Source organism: Brevundimonas sp. UBA7664 (assembly GCF_002483305.1).
Taxonomy (GTDB): Bacteria; Pseudomonadota; Alphaproteobacteria; order Caulobacterales; family Caulobacteraceae; genus Brevundimonas.
Genome location: NZ_DLHQ01000021.1, coordinates 540 through 22215, shown reverse-complemented (window position 1 = coordinate 22215; position 21676 = coordinate 540). Strand labels below are relative to the sequence as shown.

The window sequence follows — 21676 nt, the reverse complement described above, 5'->3', positions numbered from 1 at the left end:
GCCGGCCGGCCCCGGGCGCGCCGGCCGCGGGCGCCGCTTGTGGATTGGGCGTGCCGAAGGCGCGTGAATAGTTGAAGCCGGTGCGGATGTCCTGACGCTCGAACCGCGCGAAATTGAGCGGCCGCGCGTCGAACGAGACCAGATCGCCGTCGATGTCGCGGACGAACCGGCCGGGCAGGGCGGCCTCGAGGTCCGGGGTCAGGGTCGGGAAGGACGCGATGGCGTCCTCGGTCAGGCTGTAGGTCCAGTTCGAGCTGAGCCGAAAATCGGTCTCGGACCAGGGCTTGAGGTTGACGCCCGCCTTCCAGACCTGGCGGTGGTCGGCGTTCAGGCCGGGATTGCCGCCGTCGATGCGGGTGACCAGCACCGTTTCGCCGGTGGCGAAATCGAACACCGGGACGTTGGGCGTGAAGATGGTCGGGTCGTTGAGCTGGGAGATGGTCGGGGAGCCGTTCTCGTCGGTGTAGCTGAGCGACAGCGACAGGGGCTCGACCGGGCTCCAGTTGAGGCCGAGGCCGAGGGTCGAGAGGCCGCCGAAGTCCGACAGCTCCTCATAGCCGATGTTGAAATTGGCCGAGAGGTCCCCGAGGGCGGGCAGGACGTCCGTGCGGCGGCTGGCGATGGGGATGCTGAAGCTGGCCTGGCCGTTGAGGCGCTGGCGGGACTGTTCCCGTTCGGTGGTCACGCCGCCGCGCGTGCTGGCGGAGTCCAGCGACACGTCGTCGAAGCCGAGTTTGAAGGTCGAGGAGACGCCGCCGGCGGGCAGGTCCCAGAGGTCGCCGGTCAGGACCAGTTCCGTGTCGAGACGCTGGGACACCGAGCGGGCGGTGTCGTCGGCGATGGGCGTGAAGTCGGCCGGGGCGAGCGGGCCGAATGGATCGGCGCCGGGGTCGTCCGCGTCGAGCCGCGCCTGGAAGGGGGCGGCGCCGTAGCCGCGGCCGGTGCGGGTGTCGGTTTCGTTGCGGGTGAACTGGCCGGTGAAGGTCCAGCGCCAGTCCTCGCCGAGGAAGCCGTCGAAGACCAGGCCCAGCTCGCCGGTGAAGCCGTCGGTCTCGCGGCGCAGGGCGTCGGGGGCGTCGAGAAGGCGGAAGACCGGCTCGTCGTCGGGGGAGGTCGAGAAGGGATTGCCGGCCGGCAGGATCAGGCCCACGCCCGGCAGGCCGTTGAAGCTGCGGCTGGAACGATCCTCGAGGCTGCCGCTGAGGGTCGCCTGGGTGGTGCTGTTGAGGTCGCGCTTGTAGGTGCCCCGCGCGGTGTGGCGCTCGCTCTGGGCCAGCAGGGTCTGATAGGCCCCGATATCCTCGGTGCCCGGATCGCCGGCCACGCGTTCGCGGACGATGTCGCGCTCGGATTCGTACAGCGGGCTGGAGCGCTCGTATTCGGCGTCGAGCGACCAGCGGCTCGGCCCCGAGATGCGCAGGATATTGCCTTCGAGCTCGGCGGTGGTGCGGCCGCCCTGTTCCGGCCGGCGGCCGGTCACCTCGCCCGTGAGGGAGTTGAAATTGGCCTTGAGCACGAAATTCACCACGCGCTGATCGGCGCGGTAGCCGTATTCGAGCGCGACCTCCTCGGGCAGGATCTCCATCCGCTCGATTGCCTCGGGCGGGAGGCCGTGGATTTCGCGGAAGCCGGAGATGCGGCGGCCGTTGACCAGCAGGACGGGCTGGCCGTCGGCGCGGCCGCGCGAGCTGCGCGTGACCGGCTCGAGATAGGTCAGCAGTTCGGCGATATTGGAGGCGCCGTAAGCCTGGATCTGTTCCGGGTCGAGGACGAGATCGGGCGGGATGTCGGAATTGACGGAGCCGCGCGGGCGCGCCGCGGTGATCGCCACCGAGTCCAGTTCAAAGGTGTCCGGATTGGAGTCCGCCGCCGGCGCAGGCGTCGGCGGCGTTTGCGGCGGCTCCTGCTGCTCCTGCTGCTGCTGCTGCTGCTGCTGCGGCGGCGGGGGCGTCGGCGTCGGCGCAGTCTGGATCAGACCGGCCATGAGGCCGGACAGGGCGGTGGTGGTGAGAAGCATGCGGACGGGTCCCGGGGAGATTCTAGCCCTGCAACGCGCCCGCCGGACATTTCCGTCGCATTTCAGCGTGGAAACCGAAGGTTGAGCGCGAGGCGGGTCCAATGCCGTCTTCGGGGTCGGACCCGCCGATGGCCAATGAACTTTTGGTCAGACTGCAAGCTTCGCCGGGGCGTTGCGGGAAAGCCTCAGCTGACTTCCTTGAGAATGCCTTCCAGCCCCTGCTCGCGGACCTTGCGGTACAGGGTCGAGCGCCCGATGCCGAGGCGACGGGCGATCTCGGACATGTGGCCGGCATAGACCTCGATGGCGTGCTGGATCAGGTCCCGCTCGATTTCCTCAAGCGTGCGCAGATGGCCGCGGTCGTCGAGGATGCGGATCGGGGTGTCCGGCAGGGGCGGCAGGTCGAGGACCGAGCCCTCGGCCGGGGCCCCCTCCGTCTCGTCGCCGTCGCGACGATCCACCTCCCCCACGGGGGGGGAGGACAGGCCGGAGATGGCGGGGAAGTCGTGCGGCTGCAGGAAGGGCGCATCGGCGAGGACGATGGCGCGGTAGACGGCGTTCTCGAGCTGGCGGACGTTGCCGGGCCAGTCAAAGGCGCAGAGCAGGGCCAGGGTCTCGCCCGAACAGCCGGCGACGCGCTTGCCTTCCTCGACATTGAAGCGGGCGATGAAGTGGTCGATCAGGGCCGGGATGTCCTCGCGGCGTTCGCGCAGGGACGGGGCCTCGATCGGGAAGACGTTGAGGCGATAGAACAGGTCCTCGCGGAAGGCGCCGGCGCGGACCTGTTGGGCCGGGTCGCGGTTGGTCGCCGAGACGATGCGGACGTCGACCTTGACCGAGCGTTTGGCGCCGACGGGGTCGACCTCGCCCTCCTGCAGGGCGCGCAGCAGCTTGACCTGCATGTCCAGCGGCAGTTCGCCGATCTCGTCGAGGAACAGGGTGCCGCCGTTGGCCTCCTGGAATTTGCCGAGATGTTTGTCGTGGGCGCCGGTGAAGGCCCCCTTTTCGTGGCCGAACAGGATCGACTCGATCAGGTTGGCGGGCAGGGCGCCGCAGTTGACGGCGACGAAGGGCTTGCCGCCCCGGTCCGAGGCGCCGTGCAGGGCGCGGGCGATGACTTCCTTGCCGACCCCGCTCTCGCCCGTGATCAGGACCGGGATGGAGGATTTGGCGGCGCGGGCGCCCAGCGACTTGACCATGCGCATCGGCGGGCTGTTCCCCACCAGGTCGTCGAAGGAGGTGCGGCCGGAGACGTGCTTCTTGAGCCGCCCGACCTCGGCGGTCAGCCGGGTCAGCTGCAGGGCGTTGGAGACGCCGACCAGCAGGCGTTCTGCGGAGACGGGTTTGACGAAGAAATCCTGGGCCCCGGCCTGCATCGCCTTGACCACGGCGTCGACGCCGCCCGAGGCGGTCAGGACGATGACGGGGGTGGTGACGCCGGCGGTGCGGATCTCGGCCAGGGCCTCCATGCCGCTCATGCCGGGCATGACCATGTCGAGCAGGACGACGTCGGCGCCGCCGCCCTTGGTCAGGCGGTCGATGGCCTCGCCGCCGGATTCGGCGTGAACGACGGCATAGCCTTCGCGCTCGAGCACGGCCTGGGCGAGGCGGCGCTGGGTGGGATCGTCGTCGACCACGAGAACGGTCTTCGCCATGGGTTCGGCCCCTTCAACATCACGGTTTCGGCCGGTCCTCGTTGAAGCGGGACTGGCTCATTCCGGGACGTTTTAGCCCCCACAAGGTGAAGATCGGGTTGGGGGGCAGGGTGAGTGGGGGGTTAACGGGGGGCGGGCTCTGGCCGGAGAGTCGCCGAATTTGAGCGAGCCGAATCCAGAAATGACAAAGGGCCGGTTTCCCGGCCCTCATTCACGGCGCGGCAGGCTTGTCATCACCTCATGCCACGCCGGCTGCCCCGAAGGACAGTCTCGCAAGTCCCCGTGAGGAACGGCTCAGATATGGGTCAGGTCGAGGGCCTTTGCAACCGCGCGGCGTATGGCCTCGAAATCAGCAACGGGGAGCGTAGGCACGGCGTACTGGCCCCGCCCGACCTTGTATCGATCAAGGCGTCCCAGAGAGACCGTGGTCAGCATATCGCATTTGGCCCAGCAACTGATCCTCTCGTGGCCCGGCAAAGGGTTGCGGGCAAGGGCGTGATGATGGTCCTCCAGCCTGTCTGGCTCGGTTGTCGAGAGCGGCACCACGGTAACGAGGCGCCGGTTTCTGCGATTGCGGGCGATCACAACAACGGGCCGCACCTTGACCATCTCCGGAACCACAAACCCCCGATAGTCGCAGATGACGACATTTCCCGGACGGGGCTGATAGAGCATGGCCATGCAGGGTTGTACGAACAAACAACCCTGAGAACAATCTATCCCTGTTCGAGGCTCCGGCGGCAGGCCGGGTCAAGGGGCCGGACGGCCTAAATCGGTGACGGGCGGCGGAGGCGTCGGCCCGGTCACGACCGGCGCGCTCCCGCAGTCGGGCATGTCATCGGAGAAGAACTGGGCGACCTGACGCCCGTCCGCGAAGACCAGATCAGGCCAGACCGGCTGGACGGCTCGCAGGCGCCCGGCCCGCAAGGCTTCGCGCGGGTCTGATCGCAAGTCGTGGCGGCAGCGCTGGCGGATATAGCCCAAGAGGCTCCAGCCGTCGCCATCCGGGATGAACACTGTCACACCTTCTTCGCCAAGGATCAGCATTTCCATGGTTCCATCACCGTTCAGGTCCCGGCGCGTCGCAAGACAGGGATCAGCAGGCTGGCAGTGCCGGAGGTAGTAGCGGTCGGCCGACGCGAGAAGGCCGGCAGGAAGCGGTGCCGCGCCGGTCGGCCAGATTTCGATAGTTGGCACCGCCAGGTCTTCTTCGGTGGGCCGCTCGTCATTGCGGTTCTGGTTCTTCTGCGCGGCCAAGGCGGGGGCCGCGATGGCGGCGTTGCCTGAACGGGCCAGCCGGGCCAGCGCCGCCTGACCCGCCTTGCCGCTTTCGAAGCGCAGGAAGTGATAGTCAAAGTTGTCCGGCGTGACGGCGCCGCGCTCCAGCCGCGCGACCTGATCCATGACCGACAGGCGCGCCGGGTCCAGCGCGGGGCTGAACAGCAGGAGAATGACCGTCACGGTCAGGATGGCGGTCCAGATATTGGTGCGCTCCAGCGGGCGCATCCAGTCGCCCTTGCGCCAGAAGGGGCTGAGGGCGGCCCAGCCGTAGCCGACAGCGTAGGCGGCGCCGACGAGGGCGCAGGCGGCGGCGATGATGCGGTCGGGCGTGAGGCCGTACTGGCCGATGCGGAGAGACAGTCCGAGGACGGCGAGGATGATCAGCGGGGTCAGCAGGACCGCAGCGACACGGACGGCGAAGCGCAGCACCACGGGAGGCAGGTTGTCGGTGCGGCCGTCCTGATAGGCGGTGTTGATGAGGATGATCAGGGCGGCAGCGGCGGCCAGCACCAGCGAGGTGCCGTTGCCGGTCTCCCACAGGCCCTCGAGTCCCGTGAAGGGCAGGGCCCCGAGGAAGCCCGCGGCCAGCACAGTCATGACCAGCAGCAGCCACGACAGCAGCATGAGGGCGACGGTGCGGACGCCCCGGATCAGGCCGTCGCGCACATCGGTCAGATGGACGGCGATCGCGAAGGCGAAAGTGGTGACGGGAATCCAGAACCAGTCCTTGCGCAGCAGGTCTTCAAGGAAGTCCAGGCCGATGACCTTGAACAGAGCGGAACCGAGCGTGAGCAGAATCCAGAAGGCGCCGGTGAAGCCGATCGACATGGCCAACTGCACCCCGGCCTTCCAGGTGGTGTCGAAATAGGCCGGGAAGCTGGCAATGCGACGGCGCTCGACGTCAGCGGGGGCGACCAGATGGTGGCTGATGAAGAGGGCGGCGGCCGAGAACAGCACCACGGGCGCGGAGAGGAAGGGCGAATGGCGGAGGGTGTCGGCGCTCTGGCGGGCGATGTCGTGCAGGCCGAGCAGGGCGAGGGCGACGCCCGCGACGGCGGTCCAGATGGCCAGGGTGACAGGCCGCAGGCGGCCGACGCCGGCGAGCAGGACGAACGGCAGGAAGGCGACGATCAGCAGCAGGGGGCCGAACAGCACCGGCTCGGTCGCGGGCCAGACCTTCAGGTCGTTGTCGGCGCTGCGATGCAGCCAGAACAGGCCGAGGCCCTGCAGCAGGCCGATGCCCAGCCGGATCGGGCCCAGCAGGGGCGAGGTCGCGCCGCCGAGGCTGTCGCGGCCGGTGGCTTCGGTGGTCTCGGTCATGGCGCTATCCCTCGAAGGGCGGATGTGAGCCCGTTTCGCCCCGCCTGCATAGAGCCCGCTTGAGTTCTGCGCGGTTGCGTGTATAGAGCGCGCCTCTTCCGTCGCAGCTTTTCGCCGCGGCGGTCCTGTCCGAGAACTTCGGGGCGTGGGGGTCACCTAGGCCATAAATGTCAGAGAGCCCTCTGACGCCGTGGGGAGATGGGGATGCAGACGACGCCAGACGTTCCGGTATCCGGGCGTCGGGGTTCGAGCTTCCTTCGGACAATACGACCGGCCTGAACGCTTCGCAGCGATGCGGCGCGCTTTGGCCAATCCGTCGTCGGGAATAAGCCCGGCGGCGAATACAGACTGGAGACCGCAATGGACCGCGCACAAAAAGCCGAGTCGATCGAAACGCTGAAGGGCGTTTTCGCCGACGCGGGCGCCGTGGTCGTGACCCACAACCTGGGTCTGACCGTTGCGGATATGGAAGACCTGCGTGGACGTCTTCGTAAAGAAGGCGGCACGTTCAAGGTGGTCAAGAACCGCCTGGCGCTCAAGGCGCTCGACGCCGCTGAAGGCAGCGAATACCACGGCCTGTTCAAGGGTCCCGTGGGCATCGCATACGCCGACGACGCGGTGACGGCCGCCAAGATCACCGCTGAATACGCCAAGGCCAACGACAAGTTCGTCGTTCTGGGCGGCTTCATGGGTGACAAGGTTCTGGATGCGGCGGGTGTGGGCGTTCTGTCCAAACTGCCCTCGCTGGACCAGATCCGCGCCTCGCTGCTCGGCCTGCTCAACGCTCCCGCGACCAAGGTCGCCGGCGTGGTGCAAGCCCCGGCGTCCCAACTGGCCCGCGTGTTCAGCGCCTATGCCGCCAAGGACGCCGCGTAAGCGGACCCGCCTCTTTCATCTCTGCAAACTCTCTACTGAAACCCAATCCTCCGAAGGAAACACACCATGGCCGATCTCGCCAAAATCGTTGAAGACCTGTCGAAACTGACCGTTCTGGAAGCCGCCGAACTGTCCAAGCTGCTGGAAGAGAAGTGGGGCGTCAGCGCCGCTGCTCCGGTCGCCATGGCCATGCCCGCCGGCGGCGGCGCCGCTCCGGCCGAAGCTGCTGAAGAGCAGACCGAGTTCACCGTCGTCCTGCTGGACGGTGGCGACAAGAAGATCAACGTCATCAAGGAAGTCCGCGGCGTCCGTTCGGACCTGGGTCTGAAGGAAGCCAAGGACCTGGTCGAAGGCGCTCCGCAGAACGTCGTCGAGAACGTCTCCAAGCAGGCCGCCGACGAAGTCGCCAAGAAGCTGACGGAAGCCGGCGCCAAGGTGCAGGTCAAGTAAGACCAAGCCTCATGGCTTGAGGACGCACCCTGCGTCCCGATATCGCGGGCCCGATGGGAAACCATCGGGCCCGTTTTCGTTTGGTCTGGGATGCGCGGGACCGACCCGCGCCGACGTCTCCCCGAACGAAGGACCTCCCGCATGAACATCCTGATGGTGCTGACCTCCCACGACCAGCTCGGCGACACTGGCAAGAAGACCGGCTTCTGGCTGGAGGAGTTCGCCGCGCCGTACTACGCGCTGAAGGATGCGGGGGCTGACATCGTCGTGGCCTCGCCCAGGGGCGGTCAGCCGCCGCTGGATCCCAAGAGCGACGAACCCGACGCCCAGAGCGAGGACACCGAACGCTTCAAGGCGGACGCGGACGCTCAGAAGGTTCTGGCCAATACGGTCAAACTGGACAGCGTCAGCGCGGCCGATTTCGACGCCGTCTTCTATCCGGGCGGCCACGGGCCGCTGTGGGATCTGGCGGAAGACCGGACGTCGATCAACCTGATCGAGGCGTTCGCAAAGGCCGACAAGCCGGTGGCCGCGGTCTGTCACGCGCCGGGCGTGCTCAAGTCGGTCAAGGGCGCAGACGGTCAGCCGCTGGTGAAGGGCCGAAAGGTCGCCGGCTTCACCAACAGCGAGGAAGAGGCCGTCGGCCTGACGAAGATCGTGCCCTTCCTCGTCGAGGACATGCTGAAGGCGAACGGCGGCGACTATTCCAAGGGTGCGGACTGGGGCTCCTATGTGGTGACCGACGGCAAGCTGGTGACCGGCCAGAATCCGGCGTCGTCGCGCGAAGCGGCGGAAGCGCTGCTGAAACTGCTGTAGCCGACAAGGGCCGGGCGTGACGCCCGGCCCTCATATCGTCAGCGCCGCCGCGGGGCGAAGATGTCGGCGAGGCGGTCGCGGGTTCCCTCGATCCGGACCAGGCGCGGATAGCGCAGGCCGCCGTGGTAGTCGAAGGACAGGGTGCGGAACTCCTCGCCGCGCTTGACGACGAGGATGATCGGGTCCGTGCCGCCCTTGGCCGCCGTGACGGCCTGGCGCAGGGCCTCGGCCGAGGCGACGCGGTCGCCGACGGCGATCAGGTCCCAGCCGGCGCCGAGCCCCTGTTCGAAGGCCGGGCCGCCCCAGCGGATGCCGGCGATGCGGTTGTTGGCGCCGAGGCTGAAGCCGAGCGAATACTGGAAGTCATTGGCCCAGCCGCCCATCATCCGCTTCTCGACCGGCGTCAGCTCATCGACCCAGGTCAGTCGCCAGCCGGCGCGCTCGATCCCGTCCAGCGGGGCCTCGGCCTCGGGGCCGACGGCGTCGAGCCGGTCGCGCAGGAAGTTCGCCCAGTCGTGGGGGTGGACGGCGTTCAGGTGCGAGACCACGTCGTCGAACGTATAGGGGCGGGCTTCCCAGACACCGTCCTCGACGCCGTAGAAGGCCTTGGCGAAGTCATCGAGCGATTTGCGGTCGTTGGTGGCCTCGCGGATCAGGGTGTCGGCGTCCAGCCAGATCAGCAGGGCCTCGCGGTAGTAGTCGCCGGTGCCGCGCATCCACGACCCCCACGGATTGCTGGTGCGGTAGCCGAGCAGGTTGTGGTTGGTCGTGTCCTGCAGGGCGCGCCACTGGCGGCCGGGCTGCTGGTCGTAGAAGCCGGCCACCTCGGCGAGGTTGACGATGGACTCCTCGACCGTGGCGAGACCCGAGCGGGGGGTCAGGACATCGCCCCAGTATTCGGTCTGGCCCTCATAGACCCACATCAGGGTGTTCTGGGTCGGGACGTTGAAATTCTGGACGTATTCATCCGAAGGCCGGCGGAATTTGCCGTTCCAGCTGTGAACGTATTCGTGCGGCAGCAGGCTCCGGGCGCCGTAGTCGGGGGTGGGGCTGGAAAAATAGTTGGGGGCGGCGGTGTTCTCGGACGAGCGGTGATGCTCGAGACCGATGCCGCCCATCTTCGAGGTCAGGCCGAGCAGGAATTCATAGCGGTCATAGTGGCGGGCGCCGAACAGGCGGTCGGCCTGGTCGACGAGCGACTCATATTTGGCGATCCATTCGGGCGTGATGTTGATCGAGGCGGCGGTGTCGCCGACCAGGTTCAGATGCACCGGCGAGCGGCCGCCCGGATCGATGTCGACGCGACGGTAGTGGGCCCCGGCGAACATCGGGCTGTCGGCCAGATGCTCGAGCGAGATGGGGGCGAAGGTCGCCACGTCGCCCTCGCGGGAAACGGTGTCGAGCGCCACGCCGTAGTTCCAGCCCGCGGGCAGAACGACGGACGGCGCGAAGGTGATGCGGCTGTGATTGTAGCCCGCCGGATAGAGCAGGGCCTTCTCCCACTGCAGATTGACCATCTCGGGCGTCATGACCACGCGCCAGGTCGAATTGTCGGGCTGGGTCAGCCATTCGAAGCCGACCTCGATCGAGGTCACGCCGGCCGGGATGTCGAGGTGGAAGGCGTGGGGATCGACGGTGTCGCGCACCCATTCGATGCGCTGGCCGTTGCCGGTGACCGTGACCCCGGAGACCAGCTGGATCGGGCCGGTGTCGGCGTGGTTGCCCGGGATGAATTTCGGATACTGCAGCACCAGATGACCGGCGCTGACCGGCACCGTCTGGCGCACCCGGATGACCTTGTGGTCGAGGTCGATCAGATCGACGCGAATGCCGATGACGCCCGGATAGTCGCGGTCCTGGGGCACCGGGATCGGCGGCAGGGCGCGCGGCAGGCTGGTCGGGACGGGCAGGGGCGTCTGCGCCTGGGACGCCGGAACCTGGGCCAGGGCTGGCAGGGCGGCCGAGGTCAGGAGCAGGGCGAGGGCGGCGGTACGGAACATCATCGGGTCTCTCGCGATCAACGGCGGCGGGGGGCGAGGATGTCGCCGATGCGGTCAGGCGTGCCCTCGATCCGCTCGAGGTGGGGGTAGCGCAGGCCGTCGTGATAGTCGAAGCGGATGGTGCGGAAGCGGTCGCCCTTCTTGACCATCATCTCGATCGGGGTGGTGTTGCCCTTCGAGGCGGTGATGGCCTCGGCGATGACGGCGGCGCTGGCGGTGCGGCCGTTGACCGCCACGACTTCCCAGCCGGCGGTCAGGCCGGCCTCGAAGGCGGGCGATCCCCAGCGGACGGCGGTGATGCGGTTGGCGTTGTTCGTGCCGATGCCCAGGGAATACTGGAAATCGTTGCGCTGGTACTCGCCGTAGAGCGCCTGCTGGTAGGCGTTGGGCTGCTCCCGGAAGACGAGGCGGTAGCCGCCGCGCTCGATGCCGTCCAGCGGCATGGGGGCGTCGGCGCCGACGGCGTCGAGGCGGGTGCGCAGGAAGGTCGCCCAGTCATTGGGCTGGACCGCGTTCAGGGTCCGCACAATGTCGTCGAAGGTGTAGGGCGCGGGATCCCAGTTTCCGTCCTGGACGCCGAAGAAGGCCTTGGCGAAATCGTCCAGCGAGCGACGGTTGCCCGACTGCTCGCGGATCCAGGTGTCGGCGTCGAGCCAGATCAGGGCGCCTTCGGAATAATAGTCCTCGCCGCGCTGGAAACTGCCCCAGGGCTGGGGCCGGCGCTGGGCGATGATCGGGTCGTTGGTGGTGTCCTGCATGGCGCGCCAGGCGCGGCCCGGGCTGAAGCCGTAGGTGGCGGCGGTCATGGCCAGTGAGCCCAGCTCCTGCTCCTTGCTGAGCAGGCCGGCGCGGGTGGTCAGGATCTGGCCCCAGTACTGGGTCTGGCCCTCATAGACCCACAGCAGGGAGTTCTGCAGCGGCTCGTTGAGCGTCGGCGTCAGCTGGTCGGCCGGGCGGCGCCATTTGCCATTCCAGGAGTGGGTGTATTCGTGACCGAGCAGGTCGCGATCGCCGATGGTCGAGGCCGGGGCGGTGAAATAGGCGGTGTCGACGCTGTTCTCGGACGAGCGGTGGTGTTCCAGGCCGATGCCGCCCAACCGGTCGGAGACGGCGACGAGGAAGTCGTAGTGGTTGAAATGCCGGGCCCCGAACAGGTAGTCGGCCTGGTCGACGAGGACCCGATGCCGCTCGATATGTTCGTCGGTGGCGGCGAGCATGGCCGCACTGTCGGCGACGATGTTCATGCGCACCGGCGAGCGGCCGCCCGGATCGAGGTCGATCTGGCGGAAGTGGGCGCCGGCGAAGACCGGACTGTCGGCCAGGTGTTCGAGCGTGATGGGGGCGAACGTCGCCAGGCCGTTTTCGAACGAGGTGGTGTCGAGGGCCGCGCCATACTGCCAGCCGGCGGGCAGCCGCAGACTGGGCTGGTAGGTGATCTGGCGGGAATAATATCCTGCCGGGTAGAAGATGGCCTTCTCCCACTGGATGTTCAGCATTTCGTCGGTGATGACGACGCGTCCCTGCGAGCCGTCGATCGGCGTCAGCCACTTGAACGAGACTTCCACGCTGGTCGCGCCGGCCGGGACCTCGACCTGCACGGCGTTGGTCTGGACGGTGTTGCGGACCCAGCGCAGGGCCTGGCCTCCGGCCGTGACGTGCAGGTCGGCGATGTCGTCGACCGGACCGACCGGGCCGTGGTTGCCGGGAATCCACTCGGGATAGAGCAGGATCAGCGAGCCCGGGCCCGTGACCGGGATGGTCTGTTTCACCGAGACGATCCGCCGGTCGATGTCGGTGGCGTCCATCTCCAGGGTGATGACGCCGGGATAGGCGACATCGCGCGGAGCGGGGATCGGGGCCAGGGCGCGGTCCAGCGCGGGCGTTCCGACCTGGGCCAGACCCGGAGTGGCCCCGAACAGCAGGGCGGCGGCGCAGGCGGAGGCGAACAGGCGGGCGACGGGACGCTTCATCGGGGACTTCCAGCTGGAGGGCGGGGGGCGCAGATCACGCCGGGCACGCGCGAGGGTCAACCCGACGGGGAGCCCGCAGGATTAATTCGCTGTCATGTTCGCGGTTCCGCGGGTCAGGCGGCCGGCGCCGCGCCCGGCTTCACTTCCAGCAGTTCGACGGTGAACAGCAGGGTGGAGTTGGGCGGCAGTTCGTCGCCGCCGACCCAGCGTTCGCCATAGCCGAGGGCGGCGGGGATGACGAACTCGAACCGTTCCCCTTCACGCATCAGGGCGACGCCCTCGGTCCAGCCGCGGATGACGCGGTTGAGCGGGAACTCGGTGGGTTCGCCGCGGGCCCATGAGCCGTCGAACTCGCGGCCGTCGATGAAGGTGCCGCGATAGTGGACGCGGACCGTGTCGGTTGCGACCGGCTGGCGCCCATCAGGATTTGCGGGCGTGATCCGGCGGTATTGCAGGCCGGACGCCGTCGTGGTCCAGCCCGGCCGGCTGCCGTTCCAGACCAGATAGGCGGCGTTGCCCGCGTTCCAAGCCTCCAGGCTCGCCTCGCCGACGGGCGCGCGGACCTCTGAGGTCGGGGGTCCCAGCGGCTCCGGCGCGGTGGCGCAGGCGGCAAGGGTGAGGGCGGCGGCGGTGATCAGGAGGGTGCGGGTCATAAGGCGACGCTAGCAGGATCAAGCCGCCGTCGTGAAGCCGTCGCGCTATTCGTAAACGAAAGGGGGAAAGGGCCTTTATTTCGTCGGAAAAGCGAGTATATGACCCGGTTCCGCTAACTCCGTAAGAGATACGCGCGAAAGCGCCGAGGCCCGGTTTGTCGCCCTCCGACCGGTGCGAAGGCGCGCTCCTCCCCAAGGGAGCCCTACATTTCAGGCGTCCTGGAGCCGCAAGGCCCGAGGGTGGACGCCGAAACCGATGGTCACGGGTCGCCCGAGAGGCGGAGCCGTGGCTGCTGCATTGAACGCGGGCTGCCCGGCCTGCGCATTGGGAAGACAGAATGGCCAAGTCCAAAGCCGAAGTCGCCGTCGCCAACGGCCAGTTCGCACACGCCACCACCTTCACCGGCAAGAAGCGCATCCGCCACTCGTTCGGCCGGATCCCGGAAGCGGTGCAGATGCCGAACCTGATCGAGGTGCAGCGCGCCTCCTATGAGCAGTTCCTGCAGCGCGAAGTGCGCAGCGGACCGCGCAAGGATCAGGGCATCGAGGCGGTCTTCAAGTCGGTCTTCCCGATCAAGGACTTCAACGAACGCGCCATCCTGGAATACGTGTCCTACGAGTTCGAGGACCCGAAATACGACGTCGAGGAGTGCATCCAGCGCGACATGACCTATGCCGCGCCGCTGAAGGTCAAGCTGCGCCTGATCGTGTTCGAGGCGGATGAAGAGACCGGCGCGCGCTCGGTCAAGGACATCAAGGAGCAGGACGTCTACATGGGCGACATCCCGCTCATGACCGACAAGGGCACCTTCGTCGTCAACGGCACCGAGCGGGTGATCGTCTCGCAGATGCACCGTTCGCCGGGCGTCTTCTTCGACCACGACAAGGGCAAGACGCACAGCTCGGGCAAGCTGCTGTTCGCCGCCCGCGTGATCCCGTACCGCGGTTCGTGGCTCGACTTCGAGTTCGACGCCAAGGACATCGTCTACGTCCGCATCGACCGTCGCCGCAAACTGCCGGCCTCGACCTTCCTGATGGGTCTGGGCATGGACGGCGAGGAGATCCTCAAGACCTTCTACGAGACCGTGCCCTACGAGAAGCGCGGCGAAGGCTGGGTCACCCCGTACAAGGCCGAGCGCTGGAAGGGCGTGAAGCCCGAGTTCGACCTGGTCGACGCTGACACCGGTGAGATCATCGCCGCCGCCGGCACCAAGATCAGCGCCCGTCAGGCCAAGAAGCTGGGCGACACGACCACGTCGCTGTCGCTGGCCGCCGACGCCCTGCTGACCAAATACCTGGCCGCCGACGCCGTGAACTACGAGACCGGCGAAATCTACGCCGAGGCCGGCGACGAGCTGGACGCGCCGACGATCGAACTGCTGGAAAGCTTCGGCTTCACCACCATCGACGTCCTGGACATCGACCACGTCACGGTCGGCGCCTACATGCGCAACACCCTGCGCATCGACAAGAACACCGGCCGCGAGGACGCTCTGTTCGACGTCTATCGCGTGATGCGCCCGGGCGAGCCGCCGACCCCGGAAGCCGCCGAAGCCATGTTCAACTCGCTGTTCTTCGACAGCGAGCGCTACGACCTGTCGGCCGTGGGCCGCGTGAAGATGAACATGCGTCTGGAAACCCCGGACGTGTCGGATGAAATCCGCGTGCTGCGCAAGGACGACGTCCTGCGCGTGCTGCAGATCCTCGTCGGCCTGAAGGACGGCGTTGGCGAGATCGACGACATCGACAACCTGGGCAACCGCCGGGTCCGTTCGGTCGGCGAGCTGCTGGAGAACCAGTACCGCGTCGGCCTGCTGCGGATGGAGCGCGCCATCAAGGAGCGCATGTCCTCGGTCGATATCGACACGGTGATGCCGCACGACCTGATCAACGCCAAGCCGGCCGCCGCGGCCGTGCGCGAGTTCTTCGGTTCGTCGCAGCTGTCGCAGTTCATGGACCAGACCAACCCGCTCAGCGAGATCACCCACAAGCGTCGCCTTTCGGCGCTTGGCCCGGGCGGTCTGACGCGCGAGCGCGCCGGCTTTGAAGTCCGCGACGTGCACCCGACCCACTACGGCCGCATCTGCCCGATCGAAACGCCGGAAGGCCCGAACATCGGCCTGATCAACTCGCTGGCCACCCACGCGCGGATCAACAAATACGGCTTCATCGAGAGCCCGTACCGGCGCGTGAAGGACGGCAAGGCCACGGACGACGTCGTCTACATCTCGGCCATGGAAGAGGCGAAATACACGATCGCCCAGGCCAACATCGAGCTGAAGGACGGCGCGATCGTCGAGGAGCTGGTTCCGGGCCGGATCAACGGCGATTCGCAGCTGCTGATCCGCGCCGACGTGGACATGATGGACGTGTCGCCGAAACAGGTCGTTTCGGTCGCCGCCGCCCTGATCCCGTTCCTGGAAAACGATGACGCCAACCGGGCCCTGATGGGCGCGAACATGATGCGTCAGGCCGTGCCGCTGGTGCAGTCGGACGCGCCGCTGGTCGGCACCGGCATGGAATCGGTGGTCGCCGTCGACTCCGGCGCCGTGGTCGTGGCCCGTCGTGACGGGGTCGTCGAACAGATCGACGGCACCCGCATCGTGGTCCGCGCGACCAACGAACTGGACGCCGGCCGTTCGGGCGTCGACATCTACCGCCTGTCCAAGTTCCAGCGTTCCAACCAGTCGACCTGCATCAACCAGCGCCCGATCGTGCGCGTGGGTGATGAGGTCAAGGTGGGCGATGTGATCGCCGACGGCCCGTCGACGGACCTGGGCGAACTGGCCCTGGGCCGGAACGCGCTGGTCGCCTTCATGCCGTGGAACGGCTACAACTTCGAGGACTCGATCCTGATCTCGGAGCGCATCGTCCGCGACGACGTCTTCACCTCGATCCATATCGACGAGTTCGAGGTCATGGCCCGCGACACCAAGCTGGGGCCGGAAGAGATCACCCGCGACATCCCGAACGTCGGCGAGGAAGCCCTGCGCAACCTCGACGAAGCCGGCATCGTGGCGATCGGCGCCGAGGTCCAGCCGGGCGACATCCTGTGCGGCAAGGTCACGCCGAAGGGTGAGAGCCCGATGACGCCGGAAGAGAAGCTGCTGCGCGCCATCTTCGGCGAGAAGGCTTCGGACGTCCGCGACACCAGCCTGCGTCTGCCGCCCGGCGTCGCCGGCACCATCGTCGACGTGCGCGTCTTCAACCGCCACGGCGTCGACAAGGACGAACGGGCCATCGCCATCGAGCGTTCGGAAATCGAACGCCTGGGCAAGGACCGCGACGATGAGCTCAAGATCCTCGAGCGCAACGTCTACGGCCGTCTGAAGCCGCTGATCCTCGGCAAGAACGCCACCTCGGGTCCGAAGGGCCTGGGTCGCGGCGAAATCACCGAAGCCAAGCTGGGCGAGCTGTCGCGCGGCCTGTGGTGGCAGATCGCCCTCGACGACGAGAAGGCGATGGGCGAGCTGGAAGCCATGAAGAAGCAGTTCGAGGACGCCCGCAAGGCGCTCGACCGCCGCTTCGAGGACAAGGTCGAGAAGCTGCAACGCGGCGACGAACTGCCCCCCGGCGTGATGAAGATGGTCAAGGTCTTCGTGGCCGTGAAGCGCAAGCTGCAGCCCGGCGACAAGATGGCCGGCCGTCACGGCAACAAGGGCGTCATCTCCAAGATCCTGCCGATCGAGGACATGCCGCACCTTGAGGACGGGACCGCGGTGGATATCGTTCTGAACCCGCTGGGCGTGCCCTCGCGCATGAACATCGGCCAGATCTTCGAAACCCACCTCGGCTGGGCCGCTTCCGGTCTCGGCAAGCAGATCCAGGGGCTTCTGGAAGCCTGGCAACAGGGCGGACAGAAGAAGGCGCTGGTCGATCACCTGACCAGCATCTACGGCCCCGACACACCTCTTCCGGACTCGGAAGAGGACCTGGTCGAGCTGGCCCGCAACCTGTCCAAGGGCGTTCCGTTCGCCACCCCGGTGTTCGACGGCGCGCACATCGACGACATCGAGGAACTGCTGGAGAAGGCGGGTCTCGACCGCACCGGCCAGTCGATCGTCTATGACGGCCAGACCGGCGAGCAGTTCAAGCGTCCGGTCACGGTCGGCTACATCTACATGCTGAAGCTGCACCACCTGGTCGACGACAAGATCCACGCCCGTTCGATCGGACCGTACTCGCTCGTCACCCAGCAGCCGCTGGGCGGCAAGGCGCAGTTCGGCGGACAGCGCTTCGGCGAGATGGAGGTGTGGGCGCTGGAAGCCTACGGCGCGGCCTACACCCTGCAGGAAATGCTGACGGTGAAGTCCGACGACGTGGCCGGCCGGACCAAGGTCTACGAGGCCATCGTCCGCGGCGACGACAGCTTCGAGGCGGGCATTCCCGAGAGCTTCAACGTGCTCGTCAAGGAAATGCGCTCGCTGGGCCTGAACGTGGAGCTGGAGAACAGCTGAGTTGAAGGGGCGAGGGTCGAGGGGTGAGGGGCGAGTGATCGCCCATCCTCCCGGCCTTCGCCTCCCTCGACCCTCGTCTCTCGCCCCTCGACCCTAGATTTATCGCGGCTCCTCGCCGCAGAAGGAAACAAGATGAACCAGGAAGTCCTGAACATCTTCAACGCGGTCCCGGTCACTCCGACCTTCGACCAGATCAAGATCGCCCTCGCCAGCCCGGAGAAGATCCGGTCGTGGTCGTTTGGCGAGATCAAAAAACCCGAGACGATAAACTACCGGACGTTCAAGCCCGAGCGCGACGGCCTGTTCTGCGCCCGTATCTTTGGCCCGACCAAGGACTACGAATGCCTGTGCGGCAAGTACAAGCGCATGAAGTACAAGGGCATTATCTGCGAGAAGTGCGGCGTTGAGGTCACCCTGGCCCGCGTTCGCCGCGAGCGGATGGGCCACATCGAACTGGCGTCCCCGGTCGCCCACATCTGGTTCCTCAAGTCGCTGCCGTCGCGCATCTCGCTGATGCTGGACATGGCGCTGAAGGACGTGGAGCGCGTGCTCTACTTCGAGAACTACATCGTCACCGAGCCGGGCCTGACCCCGCTGAAGCAGAACCAGCTGCTGACGGAAGACGAGTTCTACCGTTACCAGGACGAGTTCGGCGATGACGGCTTCACCGCCGAGATCGGCGCCGAGGCCGTGCGCAACCTGCTGATCGGCATCGACCTGCACGCCGAGGCTGAGAAGCATCGCGGCGAACTGGCCGACAGCCCCTCGGAAATGAAGGCCAAGAAGGCCTCCAAGCGCCTGAAGCTGATCGAGGCCTTCCTCGAGTCCGGCAACAAGCCCGAGTGGATGATCCTGACGGTCGTGCCGGTCATCCCGCCGGAACTGCGTCCGCTGGTGCCGCTGGACGGCGGCCGCTTCGCCACGTCCGACCTGAACGACCTGTATCGCCGGGTCATCAACCGCAACAACCGCCTCAAGCGCCTGATCGAGCTGCGCGCGCCCGACATCATCATCCGCAACGAAAAGCGGATGCTGCAGGAGTCGGTCGACGCCCTGTTCGACAACGGCCGTCGCGGCCGCGTCATCACGGGCGCCAACAAGCGTCCGCTGAAGTCGCTCGCCGACATGCTGAAGGGCAAGCAGGGCCGCTTCCGCCAGAACCTTCTCGGCAAGCGCGTCGACTATTCGGGCCGTTCGGTCATCACCGTGGGTCCCGAGCTGAAGCTGCACGAGTGCGGCCTGCCCAAGAAGATGGCGCTCGAGCTGTTCAAGCCGTTCATCTATGCGCGCCTTGACGCCAAGGGCCTGTCGGGCACCGTCAAACAGTCCAAGCGCATGGTCGAGCGCGAGCAGCCGCAGGTGTGGGATATCCTCGACGAGGTCATCCGCGAGCACCCGGTCCTGCTGAACCGCGCGCCGACGCTGCACCGTCTGGGCATCCAGGCGTTCGAGCCGAAGCTGATCGAGGGCAAGGCCATCCGCCTGCACCCGCTGGTCTGTACGGCGTTCAACGCCGACTTCGACGGCGACCAGATGGCTGTTCACGTCCCGCTGAGCCTCGAGGCCCAGCTGGAAGCGCGCGTCCTGATGATGTCGACGAACAACATCCTGTCGCCCGCCAACGGCAAGCCGATCATCGTGCCGTCGCAGGACATCGTCCTGGGCCTGTACTACCTGTCGCTGATCAAGGAAGGCGAGAAGGGCGAGGGCAAGCTGTTCGCCAACATGGGCGAGATCGACGCGGCGCTCGACGCCGGCGTGGTGTCCCTGCACACCAAGATCAAGGCGCGCTGGACCGAGATGAACGCCGCCGGCGAAGTCATCACCAAGGTCATCGACACGACCCCGGGCCGGATGAAGCTGGGCGCACTGCTGCCGCACAATGCGAACATCGGCTACCGCCTGCTTGAGAAGAACCTGACCAAGAAGGAAATCGGCAACCTGATCGATCAGGTCTATCGCCACTGCGGTCAGAAGGCGACGGTCATCTTCGCCGACCAGATGATGCAGCTGGGCTTCCGTGAAGCCGCCAAGGCCGGCATCTCCTTCGGCAAGGACGACATCGTCATCCCCGCCGCCAAGGCCACCCTGGTCGCCGCTACCCGGACCCAGGTCGAGGAGTACGAGCAGCAGTACGCCGACGGCCTGATCACCAAGGGCGAGAAGTACAACAAGGTCGTCGACGCCTGGGCCAAGGCCACGGACAAGATCGCCGATGCGATGATGGGCGAGATCGCCCAGCCGCGCGTCCTGGCCAAGGGTCAGGCGCCGGACATCAACTCGGTGTTCATGATGGCCAACTCCGGCGCCCGTGGTTCGCAGGCGCAGATGAAGCAGCTCGGCGGCATGCGCGGCCTGATGGCCAAGCCGTCGGGCGAGATCATCGAGACGCCGATCATCTCGAACTTCAAGGAAGGCCTGACCGTCCTTGAGTACTTCAACTCCACCCACGGCGCCCGTAAGGGTCTGGCCGACACCGCGCTGAAGACCGCCAACTCCGGCTATCTGACGCGTCGTCTGGTCGACGTGGCGCAGGACTCGATCGTCACCGAGGACGATTGCGGCTCGACGCGGGGCATCACCCTGCGCGCCGTGGTCGAAGGCGGCGACGTGCTGGTCTCGCTGGGCCAACGCGTCCTGGGTCGCTATGCGGCCGAGGACATCAAGGAGCCGGGTGGCGACAAGGTCCTGTTCAAGGCCGACACCTACCTGCAGGAAGAAGAAGTCGAGGTCATCGACCAGGCCGGCGTCCAGTCGGTCAAGGTCCGCTCGGCCCTGACCTGCGAAGCCGAAGCCGGCATCTGCGCCTATTGCTACGGGCGTGACCTGGCGCGCGGCACCAACGTCAACATCGGCGAAGCGGTGGGCGTCATCGCCGCCCAGTCGATCGGCGAACCCGGCACCCAGCTGACGATGCGGACCTTCCACATCGGCGGCACGGCGCAGGTGGCGGAAACCTCGTTCTACGAGGCGACCAACCCCGGCGTCGCCAAGATCACCGGCCCGACCGTCAAGGCGGCGCACGGCGATCTGGTGGCCATGAGCCGCAACGTCGTCGTCACCATCGTGGTCGACGGCAAGGACCGCGAGAGCCACAAGATCCCCTACGGCGCCCGTCTGCGGGTGGTCGAGGGATCGGACGTCAAGCGCAGCCAGCGTCTGGCGGAGTGGGACCCCTACACCTCTCCGATCCTGACCGAAGTCGGCGGCGCGATCCGGTTCGAGGACCTGGTCGAGGGCCTGTCGGTCCGCGAGGAAACCGACGAAGCGACGGGCATCGCCCAGCGCGTCGTCAGCGACTGGCGCGCCAGCCCGCGTGGGGCTGACCTGCGTCCGGCCATGGGCGTCACCTCCGGCGACGCCTATGCCAAGCTGGCCTCGGGCTCCGACGCCCGTTACCTGCTGCCGGTGGGCGCGGTTCTGTCCGTGAACAACGGCGATGTGGTCAAGCCGGGCGAGATCATCGCCCGCGTCCCGACCGAAGGCGCCAAGACGCGCGACATCACCGGCGGTCTGCCGCGGGTGGCCGAGCTGTTCGAGGCCCGTCGACCCAAGGACTGCGCGGTCATCGCCGAGATGGACGGCCGCGTCGAATTCGGACGCGACTACAAGAACAAGCGCCGCATCAAGATCACCCCCGAGCCGAACGCGGACGGTGAACAGGGCGAGGCGGTCGAGTTCCTGATTCCCAAGGGCAAGCACATCTCCGTCCACGACGGCGATCTGATCAACAAGGGCGACTACATCATCGACGGCAACCCGGATCCGCACGACTTGCTGCGCATCCAGGGCGTCGAGGCCCTGGCCGAGTACCTCGTGAACGAAGTGCAGGAGGTCTATCGACTGCAGGGCGTGCCGATCAACGACAAGCACATCGAGGTGATCGTTCGCCAGATGCTGCAGAAGGTCGAGATCCTCGACTCGGGCGAAACCACCCTGATCCGTGGCGACACGGTCGAGGTGGCGGAAGCCGTGGCCGAGAACCTGAAGGTCGAGAAGCGTAAGGGCCGTCAGGCCACGACCCAGCCGGTCCTGCTGGGCATCACCAAGGCGTCGCTGCAGACCCGCAGCTTCATCTCGGCGGCGTCCTTCCAGGAGACCACCCGCGTCCTCACCGACGCCTCGGTCAACGGCAAGATCGATACGCTGGAAGGCCTGAAGGAGAACGTCATCGTCGGCCG

The 21676-nt window shown here is 66.9% G+C and carries 12 protein-coding genes; 5 read left to right on the top strand and 7 right to left on the bottom strand.

Annotation, left to right across the window (positions count from 1 at the left end):
- The 4 genes from B2742_RS04365 to B2742_RS04350 form a co-directional block, all read right to left on the bottom strand.
- Window positions 1-2017 (bottom strand): TonB-dependent receptor plug domain-containing protein (locus B2742_RS04365; RefSeq protein WP_292063402.1); only part of this gene is annotated, 2017 nt, incomplete at its 3' end.
- 185 nt (window positions 2018-2202) lie between these two features.
- Complete coding sequence (locus B2742_RS04360) at window positions 2203-3672, bottom strand: sigma-54-dependent transcriptional regulator (protein WP_292063400.1); 1470 nt, start codon at window positions 3670-3672, stop codon at window positions 2203-2205.
- 294 nt (window positions 3673-3966) lie between these two features.
- Window positions 3967-4353 carry a type II toxin-antitoxin system PemK/MazF family toxin gene (locus tag B2742_RS04355; RefSeq protein WP_292063398.1) on the bottom strand — a complete coding sequence of 129 codons (387 nt, stop codon included), beginning with the start codon at window positions 4351-4353 and terminating at the stop codon, window positions 3967-3969.
- A 69-nt stretch (window positions 4354-4422) separates the two neighbouring features.
- Window positions 4423-6273, bottom strand: coding sequence for a DUF4153 domain-containing protein (locus tag B2742_RS04350; protein ID WP_292063396.1), 1851 nt, complete (start codon window positions 6271-6273; stop codon window positions 4423-4425).
- A 360-nt stretch (window positions 6274-6633) separates the two neighbouring features.
- Between B2742_RS04350 and rplJ the strand changes: the two genes are divergently transcribed.
- From rplJ to B2742_RS04335, 3 genes are all read left to right on the top strand, one after another.
- Window positions 6634-7149: a 50S ribosomal protein L10 gene (gene rplJ, locus B2742_RS04345; RefSeq protein ID WP_292063394.1), complete on the top strand. Its 516-nt coding sequence runs from the start codon at window positions 6634-6636 to the stop codon at window positions 7147-7149.
- 66 nt (window positions 7150-7215) lie between these two features.
- Window positions 7216-7599 (top strand): 50S ribosomal protein L7/L12, encoded by a 384-nt coding sequence (gene rplL, locus B2742_RS04340; RefSeq protein WP_055832297.1) that lies wholly within the window; start codon window positions 7216-7218, stop codon window positions 7597-7599.
- A gap of 141 nt (window positions 7600-7740) precedes the next feature.
- Complete coding sequence (locus tag B2742_RS04335; protein ID WP_292063389.1) at window positions 7741-8415, top strand: type 1 glutamine amidotransferase domain-containing protein; 675 nt, start codon at window positions 7741-7743, stop codon at window positions 8413-8415.
- Between the two features lie 38 nt (window positions 8416-8453).
- On the opposite strand, the gene B2742_RS04330 is transcribed toward B2742_RS04335, so the two are convergent.
- The 3 genes from B2742_RS04330 to B2742_RS04320 form a co-directional block, all read right to left on the bottom strand.
- Window positions 8454-10415: a M61 family metallopeptidase gene (locus B2742_RS04330; protein ID WP_292063387.1), complete on the bottom strand. Its 1962-nt coding sequence runs from the start codon at window positions 10413-10415 to the stop codon at window positions 8454-8456.
- A gap of 17 nt (window positions 10416-10432) precedes the next feature.
- Window positions 10433-12385: a M61 family metallopeptidase gene (locus tag B2742_RS04325; RefSeq protein ID WP_292063385.1), complete on the bottom strand. Its 1953-nt coding sequence runs from the start codon at window positions 12383-12385 to the stop codon at window positions 10433-10435.
- A gap of 113 nt (window positions 12386-12498) precedes the next feature.
- Window positions 12499-13038, bottom strand: coding sequence for an FKBP-type peptidyl-prolyl cis-trans isomerase (locus B2742_RS04320; protein ID WP_292063383.1), 540 nt, complete (start codon window positions 13036-13038; stop codon window positions 12499-12501).
- A 338-nt stretch (window positions 13039-13376) separates the two neighbouring features.
- Between B2742_RS04320 and rpoB the strand changes: the two genes are divergently transcribed.
- Entirely contained in the window at window positions 13377-17495 is a 4119-nt protein-coding gene (gene rpoB, locus B2742_RS04315; RefSeq protein WP_292063381.1) for a DNA-directed RNA polymerase subunit beta, read from the top strand.
- 132 nt (window positions 17496-17627) lie between these two features.
- The coding region (rpoC, locus tag B2742_RS04310; protein ID WP_292063406.1) for a DNA-directed RNA polymerase subunit beta' at window positions 17628-21676 on the top strand (4049 nt) is incomplete at its 3' end.